Source organism: Bacillus sp. 01N45 (assembly GCF_056399205.1).
On sequence record NZ_JBFTQW010000005.1, the window covers coordinates 29,540 to 56,291 of the forward strand.

Annotated in this window: 27 protein-coding genes and 1 pseudogene; 13 read left to right on the forward strand and 15 right to left on the reverse strand. The window is 33.0% G+C overall.

Annotation, left to right across the window (positions count from 1 at the left end; translation table 11 throughout):
* Window positions 1-95 precede the first annotated feature (95 nt).
* Together AC1DMU_RS13070 and AC1DMU_RS13075 are read left to right on the forward strand one after the other, a co-directional pair.
* Complete coding sequence (locus AC1DMU_RS13070; protein ID WP_016081860.1) at window positions 96-464, forward strand: helix-turn-helix domain-containing protein; 369 nt, start codon at window positions 96-98, stop codon at window positions 462-464.
* 117 nt (window positions 465-581) lie between these two features.
* Window positions 582-686, forward strand: a pseudogene (locus AC1DMU_RS13075) (hypothetical protein); the annotation flags it as partial.
* Between the two features lie 34 nt (window positions 687-720).
* Here the strand turns inward: AC1DMU_RS13075 and AC1DMU_RS13080 are convergent.
* Genes AC1DMU_RS13080 through avs1a form a run of 4 tightly spaced genes read right to left on the reverse strand, consistent with a single transcriptional unit; the run spans window position 721 to window position 5,434 of the window.
* Window positions 721-2,619: an AAA family ATPase gene (locus AC1DMU_RS13080; protein WP_476941515.1), complete on the reverse strand. Its 1,899-nt coding sequence runs from the start codon at window positions 2,617-2,619 to the stop codon at window positions 721-723.
* Window positions 2,620-2,632: 13 nt separating this feature from the next.
* Complete coding sequence (locus AC1DMU_RS13085) at window positions 2,633-3,112, reverse strand: ABC-three component system middle component 2 (RefSeq protein WP_016081862.1); 480 nt, start codon at window positions 3,110-3,112, stop codon at window positions 2,633-2,635.
* On the reverse strand, window positions 3,105-4,190 hold the full coding sequence (locus tag AC1DMU_RS13090; protein ID WP_431144254.1) for a hypothetical protein: 1,086 nt from the start codon (window positions 4,188-4,190) through the stop codon (window positions 3,105-3,107). Before AC1DMU_RS13090 ends, AC1DMU_RS13085 begins: the two co-directional genes overlap by 8 nt.
* Before the next feature lie 14 nt (window positions 4,191-4,204).
* Window positions 4,205-5,434 carry an AVAST type 1 anti-phage system MBL fold metallo-hydrolase Avs1a gene (gene avs1a / locus AC1DMU_RS13095; protein ID WP_431144255.1) on the reverse strand — a complete coding sequence of 410 codons (1,230 nt, stop codon included), beginning with the start codon at window positions 5,432-5,434 and terminating at the stop codon, window positions 4,205-4,207.
* A gap of 399 nt (window positions 5,435-5,833) precedes the next feature.
* On the opposite strand from avs1a, the gene AC1DMU_RS13100 reads away from it, so the two are divergent.
* Both AC1DMU_RS13100 and AC1DMU_RS13105 read left to right on the forward strand, forming a co-directional pair.
* Complete coding sequence (locus AC1DMU_RS13100; RefSeq protein ID WP_048563610.1) at window positions 5,834-6,352, forward strand: ImmA/IrrE family metallo-endopeptidase; 519 nt, start codon at window positions 5,834-5,836, stop codon at window positions 6,350-6,352.
* Window positions 6,353-6,372: 20 nt separating this feature from the next.
* Entirely contained in the window at window positions 6,373-7,509 is a 1,137-nt protein-coding gene (locus AC1DMU_RS13105) for a site-specific integrase (protein WP_476941516.1), read from the forward strand.
* 240 nt (window positions 7,510-7,749) lie between these two features.
* Here the strand turns inward: AC1DMU_RS13105 and spoVS are convergent, their stop codons facing one another.
* The gene (spoVS, locus tag AC1DMU_RS13110) at window positions 7,750-8,022 is read right to left on the reverse strand and encodes a stage V sporulation protein SpoVS (RefSeq protein WP_000427790.1); all 273 of its coding nucleotides are present in this window, start codon (window positions 8,020-8,022) and stop codon (window positions 7,750-7,752) included.
* Between the two features lie 474 nt (window positions 8,023-8,496).
* On the opposite strand from spoVS, the gene AC1DMU_RS13115 reads away from it, so the two are divergent.
* On the forward strand, window positions 8,497-9,081 hold the full coding sequence (locus AC1DMU_RS13115; protein ID WP_088063174.1) for a preprotein translocase: 585 nt from the start codon (window positions 8,497-8,499) through the stop codon (window positions 9,079-9,081).
* A gap of 185 nt (window positions 9,082-9,266) precedes the next feature.
* Here the strand turns inward: AC1DMU_RS13115 and AC1DMU_RS13120 are convergent, their stop codons facing one another.
* On the reverse strand, window positions 9,267-10,868 hold the full coding sequence (locus AC1DMU_RS13120; protein WP_476941517.1) for an esterase/lipase family protein: 1,602 nt from the start codon (window positions 10,866-10,868) through the stop codon (window positions 9,267-9,269).
* Window positions 10,869-11,418: 550 nt separating this feature from the next.
* Between AC1DMU_RS13120 and AC1DMU_RS13125 the strand changes: the two genes are divergently transcribed.
* Window positions 11,419-12,258, forward strand: a complete 840-nt coding sequence (locus AC1DMU_RS13125) for an arylamine N-acetyltransferase family protein (RefSeq protein WP_088063172.1) — start codon at window positions 11,419-11,421, stop codon at window positions 12,256-12,258.
* A 93-nt stretch (window positions 12,259-12,351) separates the two neighbouring features.
* On the opposite strand, the gene AC1DMU_RS13130 is transcribed toward AC1DMU_RS13125, so the two are convergent.
* Entirely contained in the window at window positions 12,352-12,561 is a 210-nt protein-coding gene (locus tag AC1DMU_RS13130; protein WP_000830261.1) for a hypothetical protein, read from the reverse strand.
* A 216-nt stretch (window positions 12,562-12,777) separates the two neighbouring features.
* Window positions 12,778-12,930, reverse strand: coding sequence for an exosporium protein ExsG (exsG, locus tag AC1DMU_RS13135; RefSeq protein ID WP_088063171.1), 153 nt, complete (start codon window positions 12,928-12,930; stop codon window positions 12,778-12,780).
* A 202-nt stretch (window positions 12,931-13,132) separates the two neighbouring features.
* On the opposite strand from exsG, the gene AC1DMU_RS13140 reads away from it, so the two are divergent.
* The 7 genes from AC1DMU_RS13140 (at window position 13,133) to AC1DMU_RS13170 (ending at window position 20,496) form a co-directional block, all read left to right on the forward strand.
* Complete coding sequence (locus tag AC1DMU_RS13140; RefSeq protein WP_476941524.1) at window positions 13,133-13,987, forward strand: excalibur calcium-binding domain-containing protein; 855 nt, start codon at window positions 13,133-13,135, stop codon at window positions 13,985-13,987.
* Between the two features lie 201 nt (window positions 13,988-14,188).
* The gene (gene ric, locus AC1DMU_RS13145; protein WP_088063169.1) at window positions 14,189-14,896 is read left to right on the forward strand and encodes an iron-sulfur cluster repair di-iron protein; all 708 of its coding nucleotides are present in this window, start codon (window positions 14,189-14,191) and stop codon (window positions 14,894-14,896) included.
* Between the two features lie 208 nt (window positions 14,897-15,104).
* Entirely contained in the window at window positions 15,105-17,510 is a 2,406-nt protein-coding gene (nirB, locus tag AC1DMU_RS13150) for an NADPH-nitrite reductase large subunit (protein WP_088063168.1), read from the forward strand.
* A gap of 15 nt (window positions 17,511-17,525) precedes the next feature.
* A complete protein-coding gene (gene nirD, locus AC1DMU_RS13155) occupies window positions 17,526-17,843 on the forward strand; it encodes a nitrite reductase small subunit NirD (RefSeq protein WP_088063167.1) in 318 nt (105 codons plus the stop codon).
* Between the two features lie 58 nt (window positions 17,844-17,901).
* Entirely contained in the window at window positions 17,902-19,326 is a 1,425-nt protein-coding gene (locus AC1DMU_RS13160) for a uroporphyrin-III C-methyltransferase (RefSeq protein WP_088063166.1), read from the forward strand.
* Window positions 19,323-20,033, forward strand: coding sequence for a sirohydrochlorin chelatase (locus tag AC1DMU_RS13165; RefSeq protein ID WP_088063165.1), 711 nt, complete (start codon window positions 19,323-19,325; stop codon window positions 20,031-20,033). Before AC1DMU_RS13160 ends, AC1DMU_RS13165 begins: the two co-directional genes overlap by 4 nt.
* Entirely contained in the window at window positions 20,026-20,496 is a 471-nt protein-coding gene (locus AC1DMU_RS13170; RefSeq protein ID WP_088063164.1) for a precorrin-2 dehydrogenase, read from the forward strand. Before AC1DMU_RS13165 ends, AC1DMU_RS13170 begins: the two co-directional genes overlap by 8 nt.
* Before the next feature lie 223 nt (window positions 20,497-20,719).
* Here AC1DMU_RS13170 and AC1DMU_RS13175 read toward each other — a convergent pair whose 3' ends face one another.
* The 7 genes from AC1DMU_RS13175 to AC1DMU_RS13205 all read right to left on the reverse strand — a co-directional run bounded on the left by AC1DMU_RS13175 (window position 20,720) and on the right by AC1DMU_RS13205 (window position 26,708).
* A complete protein-coding gene (locus AC1DMU_RS13175; RefSeq protein ID WP_088063163.1) occupies window positions 20,720-21,637 on the reverse strand; it encodes an AEC family transporter in 918 nt (305 codons plus the stop codon).
* 85 nt (window positions 21,638-21,722) lie between these two features.
* Window positions 21,723-22,466, reverse strand: a complete 744-nt coding sequence (locus tag AC1DMU_RS13180) for an amidohydrolase family protein (protein ID WP_088063162.1) — start codon at window positions 22,464-22,466, stop codon at window positions 21,723-21,725.
* A 488-nt stretch (window positions 22,467-22,954) separates the two neighbouring features.
* On the reverse strand, window positions 22,955-23,152 hold the full coding sequence (locus tag AC1DMU_RS13185) for a PspC domain-containing protein (protein ID WP_000737851.1): 198 nt from the start codon (window positions 23,150-23,152) through the stop codon (window positions 22,955-22,957).
* Window positions 23,153-23,423: 271 nt separating this feature from the next.
* Complete coding sequence (gene narK, locus AC1DMU_RS13190) at window positions 23,424-24,593, reverse strand: nitrate transporter NarK (protein ID WP_088063161.1); 1,170 nt, start codon at window positions 24,591-24,593, stop codon at window positions 23,424-23,426.
* Window positions 24,594-24,673: 80 nt separating this feature from the next.
* Complete coding sequence (moaD, locus tag AC1DMU_RS13195) at window positions 24,674-24,907, reverse strand: molybdopterin converting factor subunit 1 (RefSeq protein WP_046953625.1); 234 nt, start codon at window positions 24,905-24,907, stop codon at window positions 24,674-24,676.
* Window positions 24,904-25,374, reverse strand: coding sequence for a molybdenum cofactor biosynthesis protein MoaE (locus AC1DMU_RS13200; RefSeq protein WP_088063160.1), 471 nt, complete (start codon window positions 25,372-25,374; stop codon window positions 24,904-24,906). Before AC1DMU_RS13200 ends, moaD begins: the two co-directional genes overlap by 4 nt.
* A gap of 44 nt (window positions 25,375-25,418) precedes the next feature.
* The gene (locus AC1DMU_RS13205) at window positions 25,419-26,708 is read right to left on the reverse strand and encodes a molybdopterin molybdotransferase MoeA (protein WP_088063159.1); all 1,290 of its coding nucleotides are present in this window, start codon (window positions 26,706-26,708) and stop codon (window positions 25,419-25,421) included.
* Window positions 26,709-26,752: the final 44 nt, after the last annotated feature.

Genomic DNA, 26,752 nt, shown 5'->3' on the forward strand with positions numbered 1-26,752 from the left:
GTTACTAAAAGGAACAATTAATTTAGTTACTATTAGTAACACAAAAATTCGTTTATAATAAAAAGGAAGATTTAAATATTATGGTGGTGACTACTTTGAATACATTTGGTAAAAAACTGAAGTGTTTACGAGAAGAAAAAAAGAAAGAAAACGTTGAATGGACCCAAACATATGTAGCTAATCAACTAGGTGTCGCTCGTACTACATATACTGCATATGAAAATGACACAAAACAACCACCTATGGAGACTATCTTAAAGATAGCTAATCTTTTTTCTGTTTCTACTGATTTTTTATTAGGCAGAGTATCTGATTGTAAGCAAACTAAGTCATTTGATATAGATAACATGATAAATGACCCTGAACTGGGTCTCTGGTTCAAAGATATTAAAGAGGCCTCCCCTGAAAAACGTGAGGAGCTACAACGTTTTTGGGAGTTTATAATGCAAAAGGAAAATAAATAAAACCAAACAAGAACACGCTTCGGCGTGTATTTGTTTGGTTTTATATTACTTTTACCAAATAAAGAGAGCATAACAAAATGTTTATAAAAAAATAGATTTTAAAAATTTCGGTCCTTTAACGAATGTACTTTGGCTTTTAAATCAACAGGTTTAAACTTAGTAACTGGCTATGCCGGTTCGGGAAAAACACTATTATTTGGTGCATTTATATATATTTTATAAAAAAAGCATTAGGTACGTTTGACGTTAATTCAATTTATCCTTTTATATCATCTATTAAACCGTATGGTAGCTTTCCTGTACCCACACCATCAAATTCTATTATCAAATCTTTTTTATTTAAAAATTTTGGGTAACCATTATTAATAACTATTAATTGAATTTCTTCTTCATTATCCTTACCAACTTGGATAAAATATTTTATTATTGAATTAAATATTGATTCATCTTTAAATTCATCATCATTTTTAGCATCGGCTCCTAAATTTTTTCTCGGTGAATCAATAATTAATAATCCTGTATGATTTTTATTATTTGTTTCTTGTAATACAATTGCAAGAAAATAAGCTATTGTAATCATCGTTACAGCCCCAAGACTTCCGATTTGATCATATTTTACACCTCTAACATACGGAAGATAATTCGATTCTTTTATATAAGCATTACTAAGTTTTGGAAAGCAAAACCCTTCTAAAATTCCATTGAATTTTGTGTTCAAACTTTTAATAATATCTTCTTTTGTCACTAAAGCTTCTTCTTTTTTTGCAATTTCATCTCCTATCTTTTCTAAATTAATTCCCTCATCAAATATTTTTTTCCTTAAATTAGCCAAATGCCCATAAACAATTAGATTCTTTTCTAATTGTTCAATCTCATTATTAATATCTCCTATTTGAAAATTAATATATTCAATTTGTTCAACAAAAGGACTAATATATTGGTTTCTAAGATCGTCAATCCTTCTTTGCATACGATTTAATTCTAACTCTGTATTTTCCTTTTCTGTAATAAGGTTTTCCAATTGAATATTTTGCTTTTCTATGAAGTGAACTATATTTTTAAATTTTATTTTTAACCTTCTTAGTTCACTTTTAAAAACCTTTATTTCCTGATCTGATAAACTATCCAATTCACTGCCACATAAACTACAGCCTTCTTTTTCTACCAATTCATTAAGACAAGAAGGGCACGCTTGAAAAGTATAACCTCTTAAAGCTATACCACCCTCTATAATGAACTCAATTTTATCAATTTCACTAGTATATTGATTTCTTAGTAAAATTAATTTATTAATATATAATGTTTTTTCGTTGGTATTTATTTCTAGTTTACTTATTTTTTCTTTACATCCTATAATATCCTTCTCCAATTCCATTGTAAAACTATCATCAAACTTACCTTCATTTTTTATTTTTTGCAGCTCTTCTTTCTTGGAAGATAATAAATTTTTAAGTATCCTTTTTTTTTCATACGGTTCTTCTAAATCTAAAAACTTTAATTCTTTTAAAAACTCATAAACTCCGCTTTCTTTAGTCTTTAATAAGTTAATCTCTTTTATTTTGTCTTTCTCATTTTGCTTTAATGCACCTAATAATTCGTCATAAATGTTAAATATTATTTCAAAGGTTGGTTTTCTTTTAATATTTGGCCCCCAAGTTTTTTCTTGCAGAAGATTCTCGGAATCAATTTGTGATTGGCTTATATAACTATATTTAAACAAATCTCGAAAACTAAAAGGCTGATTTGCTACAATAATATTTGTCAGACTCAATTGCTTTAATAAAAAAGCTGATAATGATTTTTCATTTTTGGGTGAATCTATTTCTAAAAGCTTAAATTCCTTTTTGTATTCTTGTTTATCTTTCTCCCAACAAAATAATTTTATAGGCCGTTCAAAATCAAATAATGGCCTAATAATTTTAAACTTCTCATCTCCAATATAAAACTCTAATTGAACATCACTACAGCTATTTTTAATCTCAATATAATTTTTATGTTTTTCACTTCCAAAGGCATAATTAATCATTTCTACTATGGAAGATTTCCCCGTGGACATTGGACCAGATATGTAATTCAACCCTTTTTTAAACTTAATCACATAATCTTTTCTAAATCCTATAAGTGTAAGTTTCTCTAGAACTATTCTTTTACTCATATGTAATCAATCCCTACCCTTTATTTAAACAATAAATTAAAATAGCTTCCTCGATTTGTTTATTACTTTTTTTTGACAATTCTTTTCTAATATAATCAGCACTTTGATTAAGTTTCTTGGCATAATTAGTGCTTAGTTTACTAATTACATTTTTCCCTCTAGAATTAATCTCATAGCAGAATTCATTTCCTGTATTTCTTTTATTAATTAGTTCTTTCCCTAGCAAATATTTTAAAAACAAATAATATTCATCTCTATCTGGATGCCAATGATAGTAAGAATAATATTCATTAAAGTCCATTTCTTCTTTATGTTTATCTATATTCATAGAGTTAATCATTGTTTGAGGAAATTTCATATAAAAATCATATAGCATTATAGTATCTACATTCATTTTCGTAGATTTTTTTGTTTCAAACTTAGCCATCATAATTAAAATACGTAAAGAATTTAAAACTATGTCACTATTTATGATATTTATTTCTTTAATCATTATCTATCCTCCCTTTTGCTACTAGATATGCTTCTAACCTTTTTTCAAACCCCTTCACCCATCCTAATTTGCGTTCATCTGATAGTTGATGTAATATACCCTTTTTTACCATCAAAGGTAAGTTGCAACTACTCTGTAAAGTGGTTGAACTTAAATCTTCCACTCGTTGATAAACATTTGCTAACAATAAATTTCCATCTTCTTCATCGCTATATCCCCTATGTTGTGTTTTCCATATACCTTTAACATCATGTACTAGCATTCTAAAATCTTTTACTTCTGAAGCAATATTTCGACTCTCTATAGAACTCTTCGCTATTTCTGCATTAAAAAAATCTTGTTGACAATCTTCATGATCATATATTTGTGCTGATTCTAACATTGAAATGAAAATAGAATCTGAATAATCAACTTCGTCTACTTCATAGATTTCATCCAAAATATAATCTAAAGGCGGCTCTTCAACAACTATTCCACAACTATTTAAAACCTCTCTAATTCTCTGAACACTTATTGATCCGAGAGATAGTGCTCTTCTTCCATCTGTAGCTTCTGTTAATATTACCCCAACTAACATTCCATTAACTATTAACGGTGACCCTGAGAGCCCCTTAAAATCAGAAATCGGTGAATCATGATTTAAATCAATATCCCAATCAAAAGGCATTGTCATCGTGTCAGAAATCCTCCTAGACACGTTACTTTTTATTCTTTGTCCTACATCCCATTTTACAGTTGGATACCCATATGTTTCATAAAAGTCATCTTTTCTCACTTCATAATTATAAAATTTTGGATAACCATTACACTCTACTACTTCTTCTAACTCTAGAATACTTATTGCACATGCTATATCTCCAATGGGATTTGCACGTATAATCCTACTTTGTTGAGTAACATTTAAAAATTCTAATGTAATTTCCTTATTTTCATCAAAATAATCTTTAATTGCATGCCTAGCTGTAATAACTTTATTAGGAGCAATTAAAAAAGCAGTAGCACGATCAACTTCATCTTGGTCTCCACACATTAAACGACAAGTAATTTTTTCTAAGTCATTATCATAACTAAATACCATAATATTGTACCCCTCTAAATTTCAACTATTGTAGAATTTATACCTGATGGAATTTGTACTTCATACTTATATTTTTCTTTTAATTTATGATTATCTATTAAACTTGTATTTTTAGTATTGTAATTAAAAACTAATTTACATTCTTTATTCCTCTTTCTACAAACAATTCTTGCAATAGTTTCTAAATCTGGATGGTTATAATCTTCACCATTAGTCGATATTAAATACTGAGGTGCATCAATCAGTTCTAGTAATTTCAAATGATTATTTTTATGACTACCATGATGAGAAACTTTAATAACATCAAATTTAGTATCATAATTCAAGTCATTAACAAGCTTTTTTAACTCGTCATATATTAAACTTGAGTGTGAATCCCCAAGAAACAGTAACTTTTTATCTTTATATTCTATAATGAACGATATAGAAGAACCATTTGGCGCTGCATAATCATTAACCATTTTTTTCTTTAGTAACTCCTCAAAATCTAGTTCAACTTTTGAATCAGATACATCTTTATTTGGAATTATATCGAATAATTCTTGTTGATTTAACATAAAAAATTCAAAAGCGTCATCAAATAATCGATCATCTGTTATGGTAAAATCATATTTTTTCTTTTTCAATTCTTTCATCCAGTATTTCCCTAGTTTTTTTAACTTATCTGAATTTGGAGACAAGATTCTTAATCTTATATTTGAAGTTAAATTGATCTGATTATAGGTATCACAATTAATTGCTCTTTGATTGAAACAATTATTCCAATTATATTCTCCGTGATATAGTAATGCCGCTAATGTAGAACCTTGTTTAGCACTAATATCTTTACTTTGTTTAATTTCTTGAACCTCTCTAATCGTTTTTCCACCAGCAACTATTCCATTTAAGATATTTTTTTCCACTGAATTAATTTGTACATTCTCTTGTTTTTTTAATTGTAAATGCCTAAAACTATTATGCCAGACCTCTTTAATTTTAATTACATGTGACTCTTCAGATGTTTGATTTTCCTTAAATAATTCTATTATTCCTTCAATATGATCAGCATCAATATGTGTAACTACAAGTAATGCTATTTCTTCTCCTTTTTCCGCAATCTCTATCAATCTATTCTTGAGAAATTGATGGTATGTTTCTTCAAATCCACCATCAATTAAAATATGCGTCTTTTTTTCATCGTTAAAGCTAATTAAAAAACAATCTCCTTGCAAGGCAGGAAACATTTCTACTTTAATACTACTCAAATTTAATTCCTACTTTCTTAGTAAATAGAACTAATGAATTAGTTGCATGAAATCTTCTCATACACTAATTATTTTCACGTTAAAAAACGTCCATTACTTGTTGTAATTCATATCCCCCTTCTTCACTATTGGAAGTCTGTTTTTCTCCATAGCTCGAAAGGTTTCTCTCGATATCTTAAAATATTTCCATAATCTCTTTGGCTTTTATGATTTTTTTCGATTCCAATTGCTACCACTTCATTTTACCATATATTTCATTCATCTATTACCGTATCTTAACATTTGATTTCTGACAAGAGATTGAATTATTACTTCCGAATCACACCTTCCAACTTTTACTTTTTTATTATATTATAATAAAAAGAACGTGCGTTCCTATAATACGAATGGAGTGAAAATATGTTTCAATCGCAACCCTACTACACAACACAACTTGAAGACTATATCCAGCACTTGTACCAATCCTTATCTATAATTGTTCCTGAACAAATTGATATGATGGAGATTGCGAAAAAGTTAAACATTTGGCTGTATTTTGCTCCATTTGGAAGCCATGCAATAGAAAGAAATCAAATAGCTAACTTAGTTATTGATAATCGTATCTCTCAGCAAGAACAATGGGAGGATTTTGGCCATGAGACCTGTCACATTCTATTTCATTCTGGTAATCAATTATTAATGCATCAAATGTTTCTAGATTATCAAGAAGCAAAGGCTAAAAACTTCGCACAACAATTTTGTGTACCTACTTTTATGTTAAGAAAGCTTCCTCCCCTACAGTTAAAAGCATATATAATCTCAGAAAAATTCAATGTAACAATACAGTTTGCTGAAAAAAGGCTTTTACATTATGAAAATCAATTATTAGCAAGTAAATTACAGAATCAAATATCACAATACTGTAATTTTCAAAAATAACGATTTAGGAGGTATTGAATATGAAAGGAAGTTTTCGTAAACGTGGAAATACGTGGTCTTTTACAATAGATATCGGTATAGATCCGGCCACAGGAAAACGCCAGCAAAAAAGTAAGGGTGGATTTAGAACAAAAAAAGAAGCCCAAAATGCTGCTGCAACTATGATTATAGAGATAGAAAAAGGAATGTATTTTGATGACAAACAATTAACTGTTTTAGATGTATGGGAAAAGCTAAAACCACTTCGAAAAGCTGAATTAAAAATTACATCTTATGAAAAAGACATGAGCTTAATTAGACTCTATATCCTTCCCCCTTTTGGCTATAAAAAAATTAAAAGCATTAAGCCTGTAATGATTCAAAGCTATTATGCTGAACTTAAAGAAAAAGGTCTGTCCAATGGTACAATCAGCAATATCCATCGCTGCTTCAGATGCATATTCAAACATGCTGTAGAATGGGAAATCCTACATGATAATATAATGAATAAAGTAAAAAAACCACGCGAAGAGCAAGGTGAGATGAAAACATGGTCTAGCGAGGAATGTAATCGATTCCTCCAATATTTAAAAGAAAAAAATAAAAAGTACTATATGTTCTTTTTACTTGCGATCTATACAGGTATGAGACGTGGAGAGTTGCTTGCACTAACGTGGAAAGATATTGACTTTGATAATAAACGTATCCTGGTTAATAAATCGCTTGTAAAAACAGAAAAGGGACTATTTAAAGCTGCTACAAAAACTAAGTCTTCAAATAGAAGCATTAGTATCTCTTCTTTTGTTATACGGAAGTTACAATCCTACTACTCCTATAAAAAGAAAGAATTTTTCCGCTGGGGTATACACTTGAATGAAGAGGCCTTTATTTTCACTGGCAATACGATACATTCGCCCTTACATATAGATGCTCCTCATCGCTTTTTGAATGATCACTATAAAAAAGCTGGTGTTCCTCGAATTCGTATACACGACTTACGACATACTCACGCTACACTCATGCTTCAGGCTGGAGAACACCCTAAAATCGTACAAGATCGCTTAGGGCATTCCTCTATTCAAATGACTTTAGACAAGTATAGTCACATCACACAGAACATGCAGCAACAAGCAGCAGAAAACTTCGAGAGCATAATAAAATCTAGTGAAAACACCTGATAACAAATGAAAAAAATTAATGTGAGCAAAATGTGAGCATCATGGAAAATCACCACTTAGAAACCCTGTTATAATAAGGTTTCTCATACTATCTCGTTGAATCTTGGGAGAAGAATGAGCAGTTTTAGAGGTTTTTATTCTCACAAAACTATAAAAGTGTCACAAATGCCTATTTCATAAGCATTTGTGACACTTTTTGTTTGTTATGTTAAATGTCATTTCAATACTGAATTACTGCAGTTACCTTTTCCTTCTAGGACCTACAATTAATTTAATCGCCGTTCTTTCTTGATCATTAATAGTAACCTCTTGAAATGCTGGAACAAAGGCCAAATCAATACCACTTGGAGCAACAAATCCTCTTGCAATTGCAATTGCTTTAATCGCTTGATTTATAGAACCTGCCCCAATCGCTTGAATTTCCACATTGCCACTTGTTCTTAGTACACCAGCTATTGCACCTGCTACTGAATTTGGTTTTGATTTTGAAGATACCTTTAATATATTTTCCATGTAAGTTGCTCCCTCTATTATTTAATCGCTCTTTTGTTACGGTTTAAAATATTTCAACGTATCTTTTATTACTATTCACACCAAAAGCAAACAATGCTACATATGTACATTCATTCGATACTTTTCGTCTTCTTCCTGCCCCACTACGTAAATAAAAGATAATAACCATAAACTCTAATATACAAACACGACAAAATAGACATTCACTTAAACGATCACATCATTACAACTGAGGATAATGGTTTTACTTTCACATGTAAAATATGCGTGCCCGCTTTACTTCAATCTTTCAAGATATTCCACTGATATTTCCACCAAAACATCAACCTTTTCTTCTTCAAAATCGTTACAGCTACTATTCTATTACTATATTTCATCGTATTAGCACTTTATACTCCAAATCTATCACCTTTTATATAAGACAAGCATAAAATACTATGAGTATACACTTCATTCATAATAGGAGGTAATATATTGGGTTCATACTATCATTCTTCAAATTCAAATAAAAAATGTTCATGTAACTCTTCTTCCAGTTCATATAAAAAATGTTCATGCAACTCCTCTTCTAGTTCCTATAAAAAATGTTCATACGACCATTCACATAAAAAAAGCTGTCCAGCATACGGCACTTTTTGGCAAACTGAGTTTATAACTGTTCCTTTTGGAAATCCTTTTCCATTTAATCACGTTGGCCCTATAGCAGGAGGAGTTTCCTTACTAAATCCTACCACTATACAATTTAGCCAAGCTGGTGATTATAGAGTTTCTTTCATTTCAACGATTAACACTACTTCAAATCCTGTATTTCCACATATTCCAGTCATGACTATATTTTTAAATAATAATCCACTTGCTAATAGTCAAGGTGATTTCGCTTTCCAAATGAATACTTCATCAAATAACGAATGTCTTCAACTAGCTGGCGAAACAATTGTTACAGTGACAGCTAATTCCACTCTTCAACTGAAAAATAATAGTGGTTTTAATCGTCAAAGTATTGCAACTTGTGATAATGGTATTAATTCAGTTGAATTAACAGTTATAAAACTAAGTTAATAATCCTCTTCACATTCAGATGCTATTTCAGCATCTTTTTTTATTGAATAACGCTCTTTTGATTCCTATAATCAAACATAAATTTCATTGTACGTTTCTGTTAATCTAATAAACATGAAAAAAGTACCGAACTCTTCTACTACAAAAGTTCGGTACTTTTTATATTAAAAACTTCTCATTCTTTCTTACTTCTCCACATAAACCGACTTAACAATTGTACGATTATACGGTTGTCCTTCTTTATTCGTCCCTTTTATATCCATCGTAACGTTATATACTCCTGGTTGCTTTATGTCCTTCAAAGCACCAGTAAACGTATTGTTATTACCCTTTTGTAATTCATTGTATTCAGAGACTAGTTTCCCTTCTTTATTAACTACTCTTACTGTTATAGAAAGATCCCCTTTCATTTCAGGTGCCACAGGTGATTTTTTCAGTTTATACTCAGATTTATTCACTTTAACTTTTGTAGGCATTTGGAGAACAAATGGTGCACCACCATTGTAATCGCTTACAATTAAAAATGCATCTTTCGACTGCTTCGCCATCATTTTAACTTTCCATTCTCCTACATCCATTTTATCAAATTTAAATGTTCTAATTGTCGCACCACCAAAGAAAGATTCACCTTCACCAGTAGTAATAACGCTATCCTTATTTGTATACATTTTTCCTTTTGGAGACATCATTTGTACTTCTACATCAGAAGACGCTRTTAAGATAGAAACTATTCCTTCAGCTTTTTTATCAACCATAACAGTTTGCTCTATCCATTGATTTTGTGGCAATTCTCCTCCTAAAATGTTTTGATTTGAAGTTGTATTTAGTTGTTCTATATTTTCATTTGAACTAGTGCTGGATACTACTAAAGCTGGTACAGCTACATTTGATGTACGTAAATATGGTTCAATTCGAGAGAAAACAGCAGATCCTTTTCGTATATTATCATGATCAAATCTGGAATCTGTAAATAAATGCGTTCCATACGGTAACTTAGCACTCCACTCATTTACTAGTCCATCATTTGAACCGTATGATGACAAATAGAACCCGCCCATAGATAGCGCAGAAAATACTGGTCCCCAGCTAGTCCCAGTAGCCGTATAGTAACGGTTTAATTTAGCTGCTGGATTATTATCAATCGTTGAACGAAATTTTGCCATTTCGCCCATTTGTAATGAGTACGTACCATCATCTTTTTGACCTAAAATAGAAGCAAGCCATCCTGCCCACCAACTATATGATAAGTCCGCTAAATTTGAGCCATGATGTGGCGTCGCAAGCGTAATAACATTTCCTACAAATCGATTTGCACCATATCCTACTAATGCAGCCTGTGTATCGATACCGCCTTTACTATGTGCTACAATATTAACTTTTTTACCGAAATGATTATATATTTCTTCTAACTTTTGTGCTAACAATTTTCCGTTGTCCCACTGACTAGCTGACCCTTTCCCAGCAGCATCATATAATTGTATAAATACTGTTTGATAGCCTGCTTTCAAAGCATAGTCATACATATCATTTATATCGTGATACACTGTCTTTCCATACCAACTATCAGCATTCCCATTCCTTCCTTGTACAAAAAGAATTGGAGGCTTATTCTCATCATAATTAGCAGGTTTTTGACCTAAAAACCATTCTCCAGGTGTAAATACTTCTGTATCAGGAAATCCCTTTCCAAGCTCTTTTACAACTTCTGCCCGTACATTTGTGCTAATCATTGGAGCCATAATTAAAAATACAATCAGTAAGGCAACACATCTTCTCATCAATCGCATGTTACTCCCCCCACTTTTTTTGAAAGAAGGTGCTCTTTGTAATATTTTTTTATCTTCTCTCTTAATACTAGATAATCTTTTTACTTAAACAAAATCTTGTCCCTATTTGCAAGAGATTACTAGTACACCTTCTTTCTTAACTCACGTTATTCTCTTTGTTTCTATCTCTTCCTTTTGAGAGAACACTATAAAAAAGTTTCTCAATAATTGTTAACCGTACTAAATCCAAATATCTCTAAATCATTATTGTCTATATAAAGTATACAAATCTTGAAAAAACTTTAGGAAAAAAACACTTTATTACCACCTAGTTATAAAAAAGATTAATGAAGATATGTACTTTTATTTAATTTTATACAAAACAAACGAATAGAGGCTTATACTGTAAGACTTTCCTACCATTAAATTTTAAACTGAAATTTCCGAATAGAAAATAATATTTCGAGAAACATATATTATGATAATTTTCGCAGACTTGAATTAAACTTTTATAAGTACTAACCTATCGGTGAGCAGAAGAAAATTCTGTAAAAAGAAAGGAGAATGCTTTATGATGACCAATTTACAAAAGGAGTTTTTTAAACGACTAAAAATTCCTGCAAAAGAAATAACATTTAATGATTTAGATGAAATTCTCTTGAAAATGGGCTTGATTCTCCCCTATGAAAATCTCGATATTATGGCTGGTACTATTAAAAACATCTCAAAAAATAACTTAGTAGAAAAGTTACTAATTCAAAAACGAGGCGGTCTTTGTTATGAATTAAACTCCTTATTGTATTACTTTTTAATGGATTGTGGGTTTCAAGTATATAAAGTAGCTGGTACTGTTTATGATCTTTACGATAATAAATGGAAACCCGATGATGGTCATGTCATTATCATATTAAATCATAATTTTAAAGATTATGTTATAGACGCAGGTTTTGCATCTCATCTACCTCTACATCCCGTCCCTTTTAACGGAGAAGTGATTTCTTCTCAAACGGGAGAATATCGAATTCGCAAACAAACTACCCGAAAAGGTACACACATTTTAGAAATGAGAAAAGGAGCTAACGGGGAATCTACAAATTTCTTGCAATCTGAACCTTCACACGAATGGAAAATAGGCTATGCTTTCACTTTACATCCAATAGATGAGAAAAAAGTGAATAACATTCAAAAAGTGATTGTAGAGCATAAAGAATCGCCTTTTAATAAAGGGGCTATTACTTGTAAATTAACTGATTATGGTCACGTATCATTAACAAATAAAAATTATACAGAAACCTTTAAAGGCACAAAAAATAAACGACCAATAGAATCAAAAGATTATGCTCGCATTCTTCGTGAATCTTTTGGAATAACACAAGAAAAATATGTAGGAAAAACACTAGAAAGAGGATAGTTGACTAGAAGTATTTCATAATAAAGCAGATTCCATATTTAGAATCTGCTTTATTTTATATTTTGTTATAAAGAATTTTTTTGCTGGTATCCTTTAATTTTCAATGATATACTCATCATCATATTTATCATATTGGAGGCCTGATCCTATTTTTGATTCCGTAACTTGATCTCTTAAAAACGGTGCAGCTTCCATTTTGCTAGTTGCAATTTCAATTCCATATTTTTTCGTTAAATGGGCTAATTCTATTAAAAACCACTCTCTTCGCAATGTAACTGGAATATCCAATGTTCTTCTTTTCATATATAATAGCACCTCTTTAATTTCATAACTTAATGAACATCACTACATGCACGTGTGAAAACTACCTTTCATCACTAACATCCAATGAAACATTATAGTATATGCATGTCCATTTTAAACGTGCTATTACAAAACAATATTTCAGTTTACATAATCATATTATGTAAAAGTAGAAGAGAAAGGTATATCCCTTCCCTTTTACTCTAGAAACTTAAATTAAGAACATCTTGGTACACCTAAAGCTAAGAATAAACCTGCTACTCCCGCAGTAATCGGTACTTTTAACGTAATAACATCGTCTACTTTCGTTACTAAAAAGAAAGCATTACTTTCTTGTAATATACAAGTTACCAATAATTGAAATTCCATTTAAACCCCCTCCTTTCAATCGTTATATTACACTTTATGAATTCTATCCGAAAATGTAATAGGGATTGTATCCGTTTTTCCTTATATACGAAATAAATATTTATAAATCTATTAAAAATACTAATTTTCTAAATTTATATAAATCGTGTAATATCCAATAAGTTCCTATATAATCAATAGTGAAAATCTTACAAATGGAGGTATAAAAATGGCGATTTTGAGTAATATTGGTGTAGCTTTATTTTTCATTGCTTTTATTCTTTTAATACTATGTATCATTTCATTCTTTAAGAAAAATGGAAAAGCAAAACAATATGGTCGTCCTACTGTTATTCTTTTTATGATTTCAATTCTCTTAATAGGAATGGGCACTACAAAATCTGAACACCCAGTCATCGATTTTTTTGCTACTTTAAGTTTAATTTTATTTATTTTTTTCCTTGTTCTAGCAATCTTATCCGTAATTAAAAAGACAGGTGTAGCAAAAAAACAATTTATTATCACTGCTATTTTATTTGTCATTTTTGTTGCATTATCAAGTATTTCAGCTCCTTCTTCCGAAAAGACGACAGCAACAAATAAACAAGTCGCTTCTAATAATGAAGAGAAAAAAGGTGATAAAAAGAAAGAAGCGGATGAGAAAACTCAAAAGCAAGAAGATGAGAAGCGTCTAGCCGATGAACAAGCTCGTAAGCAAGAGGATGAAAAACGTCTAGCCGATGAACAAGCTCGCAAACAACAAGAAGAGCAAAAACGCCAGGCTGATGAGCAAGCTCGCAAACAACAAGAAGAGCAAAAACGTCTCGCTGATGAACAAGCTCGTAAGCAACAAGAAGAGCAAAAACGCATAGCTGATGAGCAAGCTCGTAAACAACAAGAGGAACAGAAAAAAGCACAGCAAGCTCAAACACAACCTGCTGCAAGTAACAATAGTAATGTAACTTACGCAAATTGTGCCGCAGTTAGAAGTGCTGGGAAAGCTCCTTTATATAGAGACCAACCAGGTTATAGCTCTAAACTTGATCGTGATGGTGATGGAGTTGCATGTGAAAAATAGTATAAAAAAAGAAGCTTCTAGTAAGCTTCTTTTTTTATCAAATAGTATTGCGATTAATTACCTTCTCTCTCTCTTCCATTTATAACACTCCTATTATTCTCAAATCAGACACATAATAAGTGATTTCAATCACCACATTGTTTTTCATTTATCGCTATTCTTAATTTAGATATTACATTTAAACTTTATGGAGGCATTCATATGGAACATACATTTACTGAAACTTCAATTGTTGGTGAGATTGTTACGCAATTTCCGAAAGCTAGTGATCTTTTTAAATCGTATAGAATAGATTTTTGTTGTGGTGGTAATAAGCCGCTTATTGATGCAATTCATGAAAGAAATTTACCGGCTTCTGAAGTAATTACAAAGTTAAATACACTTTATCATAATACGAAACGATTAAATGAATCTGAAATTGATTGGAAAAATGCTTCTTATCGTGAATTGATTGATTATGTAATTAATAAGCATCATCGTTATTTAAATGAAGAATTACCGCAGTTAAGTCCATATGTGACGAAAGTATTACGTGTTCATGGAGTAAATCAGCCTCATTTAGCTCAAATTCATAAGCTATTTCATGAACTTAAAATGGAATTAGAACAGCATTTAATTAAAGAAGAAACGGAAGATTTTCCCTTAATTTTAGAATTTGAACAAAATCCAACTAATGAAAACTATGAAAAGTTAAGCAAGGTAGTAGATGAGTTGGAAAATGAACATAGCCACGCCGGAAATATTATAAAAGAACTTCGTAAAGTGACAAATGACTTTACTCCTCCAGAAGGAGCTTGCGGCACTTATCGACTTGTTTATCAACGCCTTGAAGCGCTAGAGTCTGATTTATTTGAGCATATTCATTTAGAAAATAATATTTTATTTCCGCGTGCCATTACAAGAGCATAAATCAAGTGCAGGACATGAGTGTAAATACTTATGTCCTGCTTTTTCATTTTGCGAAAAATATCCACGCCCCCCTCAAACAAATCCGAATTTTAACAATTTGTGAATCATTATATAAGTGTGATAAATATCACATCTCCCCCTTTTTTAATTTTCTATAATAAAAATATAATTCTTTGTTCAACATTTCACATAAAAAGGGGAAACAAAAATGAAAAAACATTTAGTTATGATCGGAAATGGTATGGCTGGCATACGCTGTATGGAAGAAATATTAAAACATGATAGTGATTCCTATGAGATTACTATTTTTGGAGATGAACCGCATCCAAACTACAACCGTATTATGCTCTCTCATGTTTTACAAGGCAAAACAAATATGCAAGATATCATTATGAATGAATATAGTTGGTACGATGAAAACGAAATAACTTTGTATACAAACGAAAGAGTTCAAAGTATTAACCGAGAAGAAAAAATTATTATTACAGAAAAGAATCGTACTCTTACATATGACAAGCTCATTATTGCAACAGGTTCTAGTGCTTTTATTTTACCTGTTGAAGGTTCCACACTTCCCGGTGTAACAGGATTTCGAACTATTGAAGATACACAATTTATGATAGATACCGCTAAAGAAAAGAAAAAGGCCGTTGTCATTGGTGGCGGGTTACTCGGTTTAGAAGCCGCAAGAGGTCTAATTGACTTAGGAATGGACGTACATGTTGTTCATTTAATGCCTAACTTAATGGAGCAACAACTAGATACGAAAGCAGCTTCTCTTCTGCGTGAAGATTTAGAAGCACAAGGCATGAAGTTTTTAATGGAAAAGAAAACTGTAAAAATTCTTGGTACAGACTATGTTGAGGGCATTCAATTTGAAGATGGTGAAGTTGTAGATTGTGATTTAATCGTAATGGCTGTCGGAATACGACCAAATACGAAAATAGCAAGAGATGCTGGTCTCATTGTCAATCGCGGCATTGTAGTCAATGACTATATGCTAACAAATGATGAATCCATTTATGCAGTTGGCGAATGTGCAGAGCATAACGGTATCGCTTATGGACTTGTTGCTCCTCTTTATGAACAAGGGGCAATATTAGCGAAACATATAACGAATTTACAAACGAATGGATATACGGGCAGTATCGTCGGTACACAATTAAAAGTTGCTGGTTGTGATTTATTCTCTGCTGGTCAAATATATGAAGATGATCAGACGAAAGCAATATCGATCTTTGATGAATGTAAACGTTCCTATAAAAAAGTATTAATTCGCGACAATAAAGTCGTTGGTATCGTTTTATATGGTGACACAGCTGATGGTACACGCCTCTTTAGCATGTTAAAGAAAGAAGAAGATATACAAGAATATACACCAGCTTCCATTCTTCACAAAGCTGGTGAAGAAAGTGAACTTGACATTGCTACAATGAGTGCGGATGACACGATTTGTGGATGTAATGGTGTTACGAAAGGTACAATCGTTCATGCCATTTTAGAACAAGAGTTAACTACTTTTGAAGAAGTAAAAGGCTGCACGAAAGCAGCAGGATCTTGTGGTAAATGTCGTCCGCTTGTGGAACAAGTTTTATCTCATACACTCGGAGATGCTTTTGATGCTTCTGCGCAGTCTGCTGGTATGTGCGGATGTACAACTTTATCACGTGATGAAGTCGTAGCAGCCATTCACGAGAAAGGTTTAAAATCTCCAAAAGAAGTACGAAATGTTCTTGGTTTTGTACATGAAGATGGCTGTTCGAAATGTCGTCCTGCTTTGAACTACTATTTACGTATGGCGATTCCAGAAGAATATGAAGATGATAAAGCGTCCCGCTTCGTTAATGAAAGAATGAACGGTAACATTCAGCACGATGGTACATTCTCTGTTATTCCACGTATGTACGGAGGCGTTACAACAGCAGATGATTTAATGAAAATTGCTGAAGTTGCGAAAAAATATGATGTTCCTCTTGTGAAAATTACAGGTGCGAGCCGAATTGGCTTATACGGTGTTAAGAAACAAGATTTACCTAACGTATGGGCTGACTTACATATGACTTCGGGGTATGCGTATTCAAAATCACTTCGTAATGTAAAATCATGTGTTGGTTCTCGCTTCTGCCGTTTCGGTACGAAAGATTCATTAGGACTTGGTATGCTCCTTGAACAATCATTAGAAATGGTAGATACACCCCATAAAATGAAGATGGGTGTAACGGGTTGTCCGCGTAACTGTGCGGAAGTACTGACGAAAGATTTTGGAGTTGTTTGTGTCGAAAATGGATACCAACTTTATATTGGCGGAAATGGTGGTACAGAAGTACGTGAAGCTGATTTTGTAATGATTGTCTCTACTGAAGATGATGTCCTTCGCATCGCTACAGCTTACATGCAATATTATCGTGAAACTGGTATTTACGGAGAGCGTACTGCCTACTGGACAGAACGATTAGGCTTCGATCACATAAAAGAAATACTGCAAGATGTAAATATGGTCACTAAGTTAAATGAACGTTTCCAAACAGCTCGTGGCACATATAAAGAAGCTTGGGGACAAGCACTGGAAACGAAATCATTAAAAGCGATGTATGAAGTAGAAACTGTGAAATAAGGAGCTGTGATCTATATGATACAAACGAAAGAAAAAATAAAAGTTATGCGTGCAGAAGATCTTCCTATTCAAATCGGTAAAGAGGTACAAATGAAAGGTATGTCTATCGCCCTATTCCGCCTTTCAAATGGCGATATTCAAGCTGTAGAAAATCATTGTCCTCATAAAAACGGACCATTAGCCGAAGGAATTGTATCTGGTGAATTCGTTTTTTGTCCACTGCATGATTGGAAAATTTCATTACTAACAGGTGAAGTTCAAAAACCTGATGACGGCTGTATTCAAACATACGAAGTAGAAGTTATTGATGGTGACATTTATTTATACATGTAATTTTCGAAAGGAAGCCTCCTCTGGCTTCCTTTTAAATAAAAATTGATGAGGTGCGATGATGAACGGATATGTATATTTAGTTGGTGCAGGACCAGGTGATGAAGGGCTTATTACAAAGAAAGCAATAGATTGTTTAAAGCGTGCAGATATCGTTTTATATGACCGTTTATTAAACCCTTTCTTTCTTAGTTATACAAAAGAAACATGTGAACTTATTTATTGCGGAAAAATACCAAAGAATCATACTATGCGACAAGAAATGATTAACGCCCACCTCCTTCAATTTGCGAAAGAAGGAAAAATCGTTGTCCGCTTAAAGGGCGGAGATCCATCTATTTTCGGCCGTGTTGGTGAAGAAGCAGAAACTTTAGCAGCAGCGAACGTTCCATATGAAATCGTACCAGGTATTACATCTAGCATCGCCGCTAGTAGCTATGCAGGTATCCCCCTCACCCACCGTAACTACAGTAATAGCGTCACTTTACTAACTGGGCATGCGAAAGGCCCTTTAACCGATCATGGAAAATATAATTCATCCCACAATAGCGACACAATTGCCTACTACATGGGTATAAAAAACTTACCTACAATTTGTGAAAACTTACTACAAGCAGGAAAGAAAAAAGATACGCCAGTAGCCGTCATTGAATGGGGTACAACCGGAAAGCAGCGCGTTGTCACAGGAACACTTTCAACCATTGTTCCTATCGTCAAAAACGAGAATATTTCAAATCCATCCATGACAATTGTTGGTGATGTCGTTTCCTTACGTAATCAAATCGCTTGGAAAGAACGTAAACCATTACATGGTAAAAAAGTTTTATTTGCATCCGCAACGAATAAAACAAGTTCAATGAAGCAAAAGTTACAAGAAGCCGGTGCAGAAATATATCAAATTCCTACTTTCAAAAAAGCAGAATACACATTAAAACTTGAACAAATCAATGAAATTTTTAACGTTGATCGCCTTGTATTTTGTTCAGCTGAAAGTGTAGAAATATTGATGCGATCATGTAGTAAACACCAAAAAGATATTCGTTCTTTACAGGCGCAACTACAACATATGAACGTTGCCACTCAAGAAAAACTTATACAATATGGACTACTAAGTAAACAAGCAGAGTTCTCTTCCGATACAACTGTTTATTTAGGACGAAATATTAACCGAATTGCTTTTATTCAAGAGACAATTGGTGCTGGGTCATATATGATGACTCATGAATATACAATTGATCATCGCTTCGATGAAGTCCATTCTCGTATGCTTTCTGAATTCTCATGGGATAGTATTGTATTTGAAGGGCGTGCCTCAATTGATACATTTCTATCAGAAATAAAACGCCTTGGCTTTAGCGATATTCTTACTCTTCCCTTCTCATATACCGATGTTCCAACTTTACACTATGCGAATAAAGTCGGACTTCATCATGTAGATGAGCAATTACAAGACATGGTTATGAAGAAAGATTTGGTGGTACGATGAAAGGAATTGTATATGTTGGACACGGGAGTCGCCTGCAAGAAGGTAATGAGCAATTCATTCACTTTATTCAATCTGTTATGAAAGAACGTAACGAAAGAATTCAAAAAATGGCTTTTCTAGAACTAACAACACCTACCATTTCGGATGCAGTTACAGAAACGATACTAGAGGGCGCAACTGAAATAATGATTGTACCTGTTTTATTATTTGCAGCAGCTCACTATAAACTTGATATTCCTTTTGAAATAGAGCAACTACAAAAGAAATATCCACAAATAACATTTTCAGTTGTACCACCCTTTAGTACGCATCCACATATGGTGGAACTTGTAGTGAAAAGAATACGTGAAACTATGCCAATGCAAGATAGTAGTATTTTACTCGTAGGAAGAGGTAGCAGTGATCCACAGCCGATACATGAGTTACAACAAATCGGAGCAGCTGTCGAACGAAAACTCGGTATGCCAGTATCGTGCTCCTTTTTAACGAAAGGAGCACCCTCTTTTACTGCTGAGCTCAAGGCTATAACATCGACTGCCTCCCATGTATATGTCATGCCCTATCTTCTCTTTACCGGACTGTTGCTTCAAAAAATTAAGTTGCATACAAAAAAACATGCTCACATCACGACTTGTAACTGTCTTCAGTTTGATACATATATGAAATTGACATTATTAGAACGAATGGAGGAATGTGTGTATGTATAACATGTACCCTCTTATGCTTAATCTAAATAAAAAAGTAGTTGTTATAGTTGGTGGAGGTAAAATTGCATATCGAAAAGCGTCTGGATTAAAAGATACAGGCGCTTTTGTCACCATTATCAGCCCAGAAATTTGCGAGGAAATGAAGGAACTACCTTATATTACTTGGAAGCAAAAAACTTTTAGTAATGATGATATTAAAGATGCTCATCTTATTTATGCAGCTACAAATCAACATGCTGTAAATATGATGGTCAAACAGGCCGCCCATGATTTCCAGTGGGTTAATGTTGTAAGTGATGGTACAAAATCATCGTTTCACACACCTGGTGTCATCCGACATGATGAATATGTTGTCACTATTTCAACTTCAGGTAAAAATCCATCATATACAAAGCGTTTGAAGCAGGCACTAACATCTATATTTCCTAAACTTATAAAAAAGCTTTCTCGTACTCACAAATAATAATCTATTTCTTAGCTAAAATAGTAATTACCTTTGGACAAACGTTTTTTAGAAGCGTTTGTTCTTTTTGTTTTGGTTCCTTTTTTGAATTAAGCCGCTTGATTATTAGGCATGGTACAATTGTAAACGACACCTAATATATCAAAGACTGTTTTCTTCTCATATTGATGGGATTTCTGTCCATCATTTACCGCCTCAAATCTAATCGTTTTTGCATGTATATTCAAAACAAAATATATGACAAATAAATAACGACAGTTACTGTAATAATGCTAAAAAGTGTTGAAAATAGAACGATTTGTGCATGTAATTCAGGCTCTATTTGATACTCCATAGCAATCGTTGATGTATTTCTTGAAGTAGGAAAAGAACTTGCAATAAATAATGATTGTGCAACAATACCATCAATGTTTAGTAGGTAGATCATGGCAAGTGCTAATAATGGTCCCATCAATAATCTTCCAATTAAAGCCCATGTTATGACTCGATGGAAAAAATTAAGCTTAATGTTGGATAATTGCGCTCCTAGCAATATGAGTGCTATTGCAACAAAACTATTCGCAAGCTGATTAAGAGGTAGAAAGATAGAATTAGGTATTGGAATTGTAAAAGATTGAAAGAGAACCCCTAATATGAGTGCATGAAATACAGGCAATCTTAGAAATGATTGAATAATACTTCCGATTGTTTTTGTTGCTGATAGTAAGTTATATATCCCATATGAATAAGTTAAAATATTCTGAGAAATAACAATGAAAATCTGAATGGAAACCCCCACTGGATTGTGACTGAAAATCAATTGACTTACTGGTAATCCATAATTACCGGAATTCATTAAAGAAATGCTATTTTTTAGAGCTGCACTTTCTCCTTTTTCTAACTTTAATGTTTTTGAAATGAAATGACTTACTATCGTCACACTCAGACTGTAAAGCATTAAATAGTATATTATCTGGAGCAACAAACCTGTTTCTATACTAATATCATATATATTCACAAATACAGCCGCTGGCATCAAGCAATAATTAATAAGTGTTGATAGCTGCTTTAAGTTAAATTGGAACTTCCTTTGTAAGGTTGCACCAATTAGCATCAATATTAATATTGGTAATATTACGTCTAATATAATAAAAACAAACATTTAAAACCTCATTCTACATATATTTTAGTTTGATTAAACGCTTTACTAAATTTGGACACATTTAATTCAAATGTAGACCATGACGCTACCCAAAATACCATTTAAAAGCATTCGTATACAGGATGTTATCGGTAGCTTGTTCATCAAATAGCTGTTGAATCAATTTGATATCTCCATACTCAAAAGGTCTTTTTGCTCTTGTAGATGGTAAATCTGTTCCAAACATAAGTGCATATGGGTTAACTTCATAAATCGACTTTAAGGCATTCTCAACATCTAATTCGACACGACCAAAACCAGTAGCTTTCACATGTACCCCTTTATCAACTAGTTTTAATAAATGTGGTAAACCTTCTTCTGATAACCCTAAATGGTCAATTGATATAGCTGGTAATTTTTCTATAGTGGATGCAATTTCGGGCAACTCTTTTGCATCCATATAAAGCTCACTATGCCATCCTACTAAATCATGAACTCTTCTAGCAAAGTAATCCAGCTTCGATAAATCTTCTGAACCACCTCTTTTAATATTAAAGCGTAATGCTTTTACCCCATTTTCATTTAAATTTAGTATTTCTTCATCCGTCACTGTAAAAGGTAATTGTGTTACGCCACAAAATGTTGAACCCAACTGTTTTAGTGCCTTTAATAAATATTCTTGATCAAACCCTTGGAAAGAACCAGATACGATCGCTCCACCAATTACATTCAAATTAGGAGATTCATTCTGATAATCTTCTACAACAAAGTTGGGTGGAAAATACCCTTGGTTCTCAATAATCGGAAAATTAAAATCAATAATATGAAAATGTGCATCAAAAATTCTCATTTCATTTCCCTCCCCTCTCTTTTCTTTAACATATCAAATATGACTCATAAAGAAAATTATGGATTATTTATACAAATTCATAATTTTATCTTATCGACCTAAACTTTATTTTAAGTGTACTTTTTCATAATATCCATTAGCCTTACCAAAAAATCTGGCCCTAAAAAATATGAAGTTTTTTCTTGTTATAAATACCGTCATATATTTTTAAATTTTCGGGATATTCCTATACATTTATATTAATTTTTATATATTAATATATAGTTTTTAGAAAGGAGCGACTATTTATCGATTCGTTAGCGATCAATAGTCATCGTTTCATTCAAAAGTTATTATTTTCGTTCTCGATATATTCCGAATGTTTTATGAGGATTTTTCGTTTGTTCATTTCAGTCTTATAACAATCGTACTGTAGCTTTTACTTTGGAAACTTTCAATAGACAAAAAACAGCGTTCTCGATTGTAGAATTAGATTTAAGTTCATACATTTATCTCTTAATATCTTTATCTGTAGGCAAAACAATTGCAGCTATTATATAAAGTAACACTGTAAATCCGCTAGAAAAAAAAGCGGATAATGCAGTTACTATGCGAAGGATACTTACATCAATTCCATACTTATCACTTAAGCCACCTAGTACACCTGAAACTTGTTTATCTTGAGTAGACTTATATAATTTTTTCATCTAAACACCCCGATCCGATTAAATATTTGTATTCTAAAAATTAGCTCAATCTTTGGAATAGATTTAACATCCCTTTAACTAACTTGCCCTTTAATTGAATAACATCTGATATCTATATTTTAACATAAAATTCCATAAAACTTCTGTTTTTCATTTTTAAACCACATTATTTTAGAATACAAGTGTTTGTTAAGCTAGCAATAAAAAACATATCGAAGCCTATTACTAAAAGAACCATCCTAGATTACTTTAGGATGGTTCTTTTTCTTTATTAATGATTTTTTAACATCACTAACAGCTTTTCTTGACTATACATCCACACTGTAATGATTAAACAAGCAAGTGCGACTTCTGATAATGCCATAAATCCAATTGCATAATGGCCTGTTAGTTGGAATAGTAAAGTTAAAATTAGGGGCGGGAAGAACCCTCCTAGTCCGCCTAAAGCTGAAACGAGTCCATTTACAATACCAGCTTGTTCTGAGAAGTACATGGGAGCAAGTTTGAAGATTGTACCATTACCAATCCCTGCACAAAATGCGACTAGTAGGCAACCAAATGTATACACGTTCATACTAGGCATAAATGATAAAATAATACCTGAAAGTGTTAAACCGATAAATACGAAGATTAATATTTTAAACGGGTTAAACTTATCACCAAGCCAACCACCAATCGGACGCATAATTGTTGCTAATACGATGAATCCAGCTGTCCGCATACCTGCATCCACTTTCTCTAATCCGAAGTGAGATACTAAGAAGTTTGGTAAGTATACGGTAAATGCAACAAACGATCCGAATGTTAAAAAATAAAAGATACATAGAAACCAAAGTTTTTCATTTTTATATACACCTTTTATTTGTTCCATTAGTGGCGTATTCACCTTTTTCTCCTTACGATCGCCTAATAAAAAGTTCATAAGTGCAAACGCTGCAAGTAAAACTAAATAACACTGTACTGTCGTTCGCCAGCCAACTGAAGTTGCAATGACAGGTGCTAAAAACGAAGTAATTGCTGTTCCGGCGTTACCGACACCGTAAATACCATTTACAAAACCGTGACTCTCTTTCGGAAAGTATTTCGGTAAAGAAGTTACGCCTACGGAGAATACAGCTCCACCGATCCCTACAAATAATCCACCAATAATTAAATCCATCATTGAATTGGCAACACTAATATAAAAGACAGGAAATAATAATAGAATAAAACTAATAAAGAATAATTTTCTTGCGCCGAAACGATTTGTCCAATAACCAATCGGAATGCGAAGAACAGAACCTAAAATAACCGGTACTGCCGTTACCATAGAAATTTGTCCCGCAGTTAATGGAATATCCGCTTTAATATAAGGCATTAATGATGATAAAATGACCCATACCATAAAACCGATAACTAGATTAGAAGTTTGTAAACTTAATTGAAAATTAGGACTTTTCATCCTGTTCCCTCCTATGTATGCATAGTTATATTCATTCCCTCCAGCCTAATCACGTCCTTACATGATTAGGCTGAAAAGAATCAACCACCACTTACTGGCGGAATTATCGCTATGACATCGCCAGTTTGAATGATGTCATCCTCATTTGCATACTCTTCATTTATAGCGACCATTATCTCATTTGAAATTGCTACGTTGTATTTCGTGATAAGGACTTCCTTTAGTTCAGCAACTGTAATATTTTCATAATCTATGTGTAATGCTGGCTTGCTTACTTCTTCTTGTAAATGTGCAAATAATAGTACTTCAATCATATTCTCATCCCCTTTCCAGGCTCATCATTCTCATATGCTACCTTTTCTAACTGATCACCTATCCATGATTCACCATCTTCCCAAAATTCTTTCTTCCAAATTGGAACGATTTGTTTTATACGCTCCATAATATATTCGTTCGCCTCATAGGCTGCTTTCCGGTGTGGTGTAGAAACAGAGATGACAACAGCAAGATCAGAAATTTGTAATGTACCAATGCGATGTGTAATGGCGACATTTGTCCCAGGCCACTTCTCTCCTACTTCGGTGCCAATTTTCTTAAGCTGTTTCTCCGCCATTGACTTATATGCTACATACTCTAAATATAGCGTACGACGGCCTTTCGTAAATTCTCTAACAGTACCAATGAAAGTTGCAACTGCGCCACATTCACGAAGAATTACTTTGTTTGTAACTTCTTCAATTGAAATAGGTGTATCAATTACTTCATAATACGTATGTGTCATCTCGCACCTCTTATCTTTGTATAAGTTAGCAATCTATTTTTCTATTATTTGTATGATCGAAGTGGTTCTTCCCACGGCCACTCACTTCCGGCGCTTGATTCTAATAACAGTACCGAAACAGTTATTCCTGCTTCAAATCCTCTCGTTCCTCCCGGCAGGACGATAAATGCGTTGGCCTCTGCAAGTGAAGAAATTGCACTAGATTTGTCTAAACCAACTGGTGTAGCTTGCAATGTTCCATCTACAATTTCCACTTTCCCTCGTACAAAACGAGTAAATGGGTTTGCTTTCAGAAAGTCTTTCTGTAATATTGCCTCTGCACGATATATGTGCGAATCTTTTCTATGCAAATATGTTCCAATGACTGGCCGAACATATAATTCACAACCGACATAACAAGCAGAAGGATTACCAGATAGACCAAATAATAGTTTCCCCTCTAGCTCAGCTACAGTTGTCACACTTCCTGGTCGCATCGCTATTTTGTTAAAAAGTACATTAGCTCGTACTCTCTCATAAATAGCAGGTAAATAGTCATAGTCTCCTACCGAAACACCACCAGTTGTAATTAAAATATTGACTTCTTTTATCGCTTTTTTCACAGTGTTATAACATGTCTCAAAATCGTCAGCAAATTGTCCATAATACTGTACAACTCCGCCCGCTCGTTCAACTTGAGCAGCTATCATATAGGAGTTACTATTTCGAATCTTCCCTGGCTTTAATTGTTCATGTACTTCAAGCAGTTCACTTCCTGTCGTTACAATTCCAATAACCGGCTGTTTTACAACGTGAACGGTACTATAACCAAACGTTGAAAGAAGCACCACTACTCCAGGGTTAATAACAGTCCCTTTTTTCACAAGGATGGTATTTTGTTTTACATCTTCACCTTTAAAAGAAATGTTATCACCAGCGGCGAAGGAGCGTTTTAATTTCATATACGTCTTTTCTTTTTCTTCAAATCCTTCCGTTAGCTCTAACATAACAACCGCATTACACCCTTTCGGAATTGCGGCTCCTGTCATAATACGGACAGCTTGAAATGCTTTCACTTCTTCTGTAAAAACAAAACCGGCTCCAATTTCACCAATCACTTCAAACAGAATGGGATTACTGCTACTTGCTTCTTTTGTATCTTCTGCTCGAATCGCAAACCCGTCATATGGAGAGCGATCAAAATGAGGGACATCATGATCTGCAATAACAGCTTCTCCAAGCGTTCTACCGTAGCTTTCTATAAGAGAAACCTTTTCTATTTCACCTTGGTAGGCATATTCCATTACACGCGCAACTGCTTCTACCACTGGAATTGGTATACGTTTTTCTAACATTCTTTTTTCACCTCTTTCCAATAAGGTGCCACTCACTTTTCTGT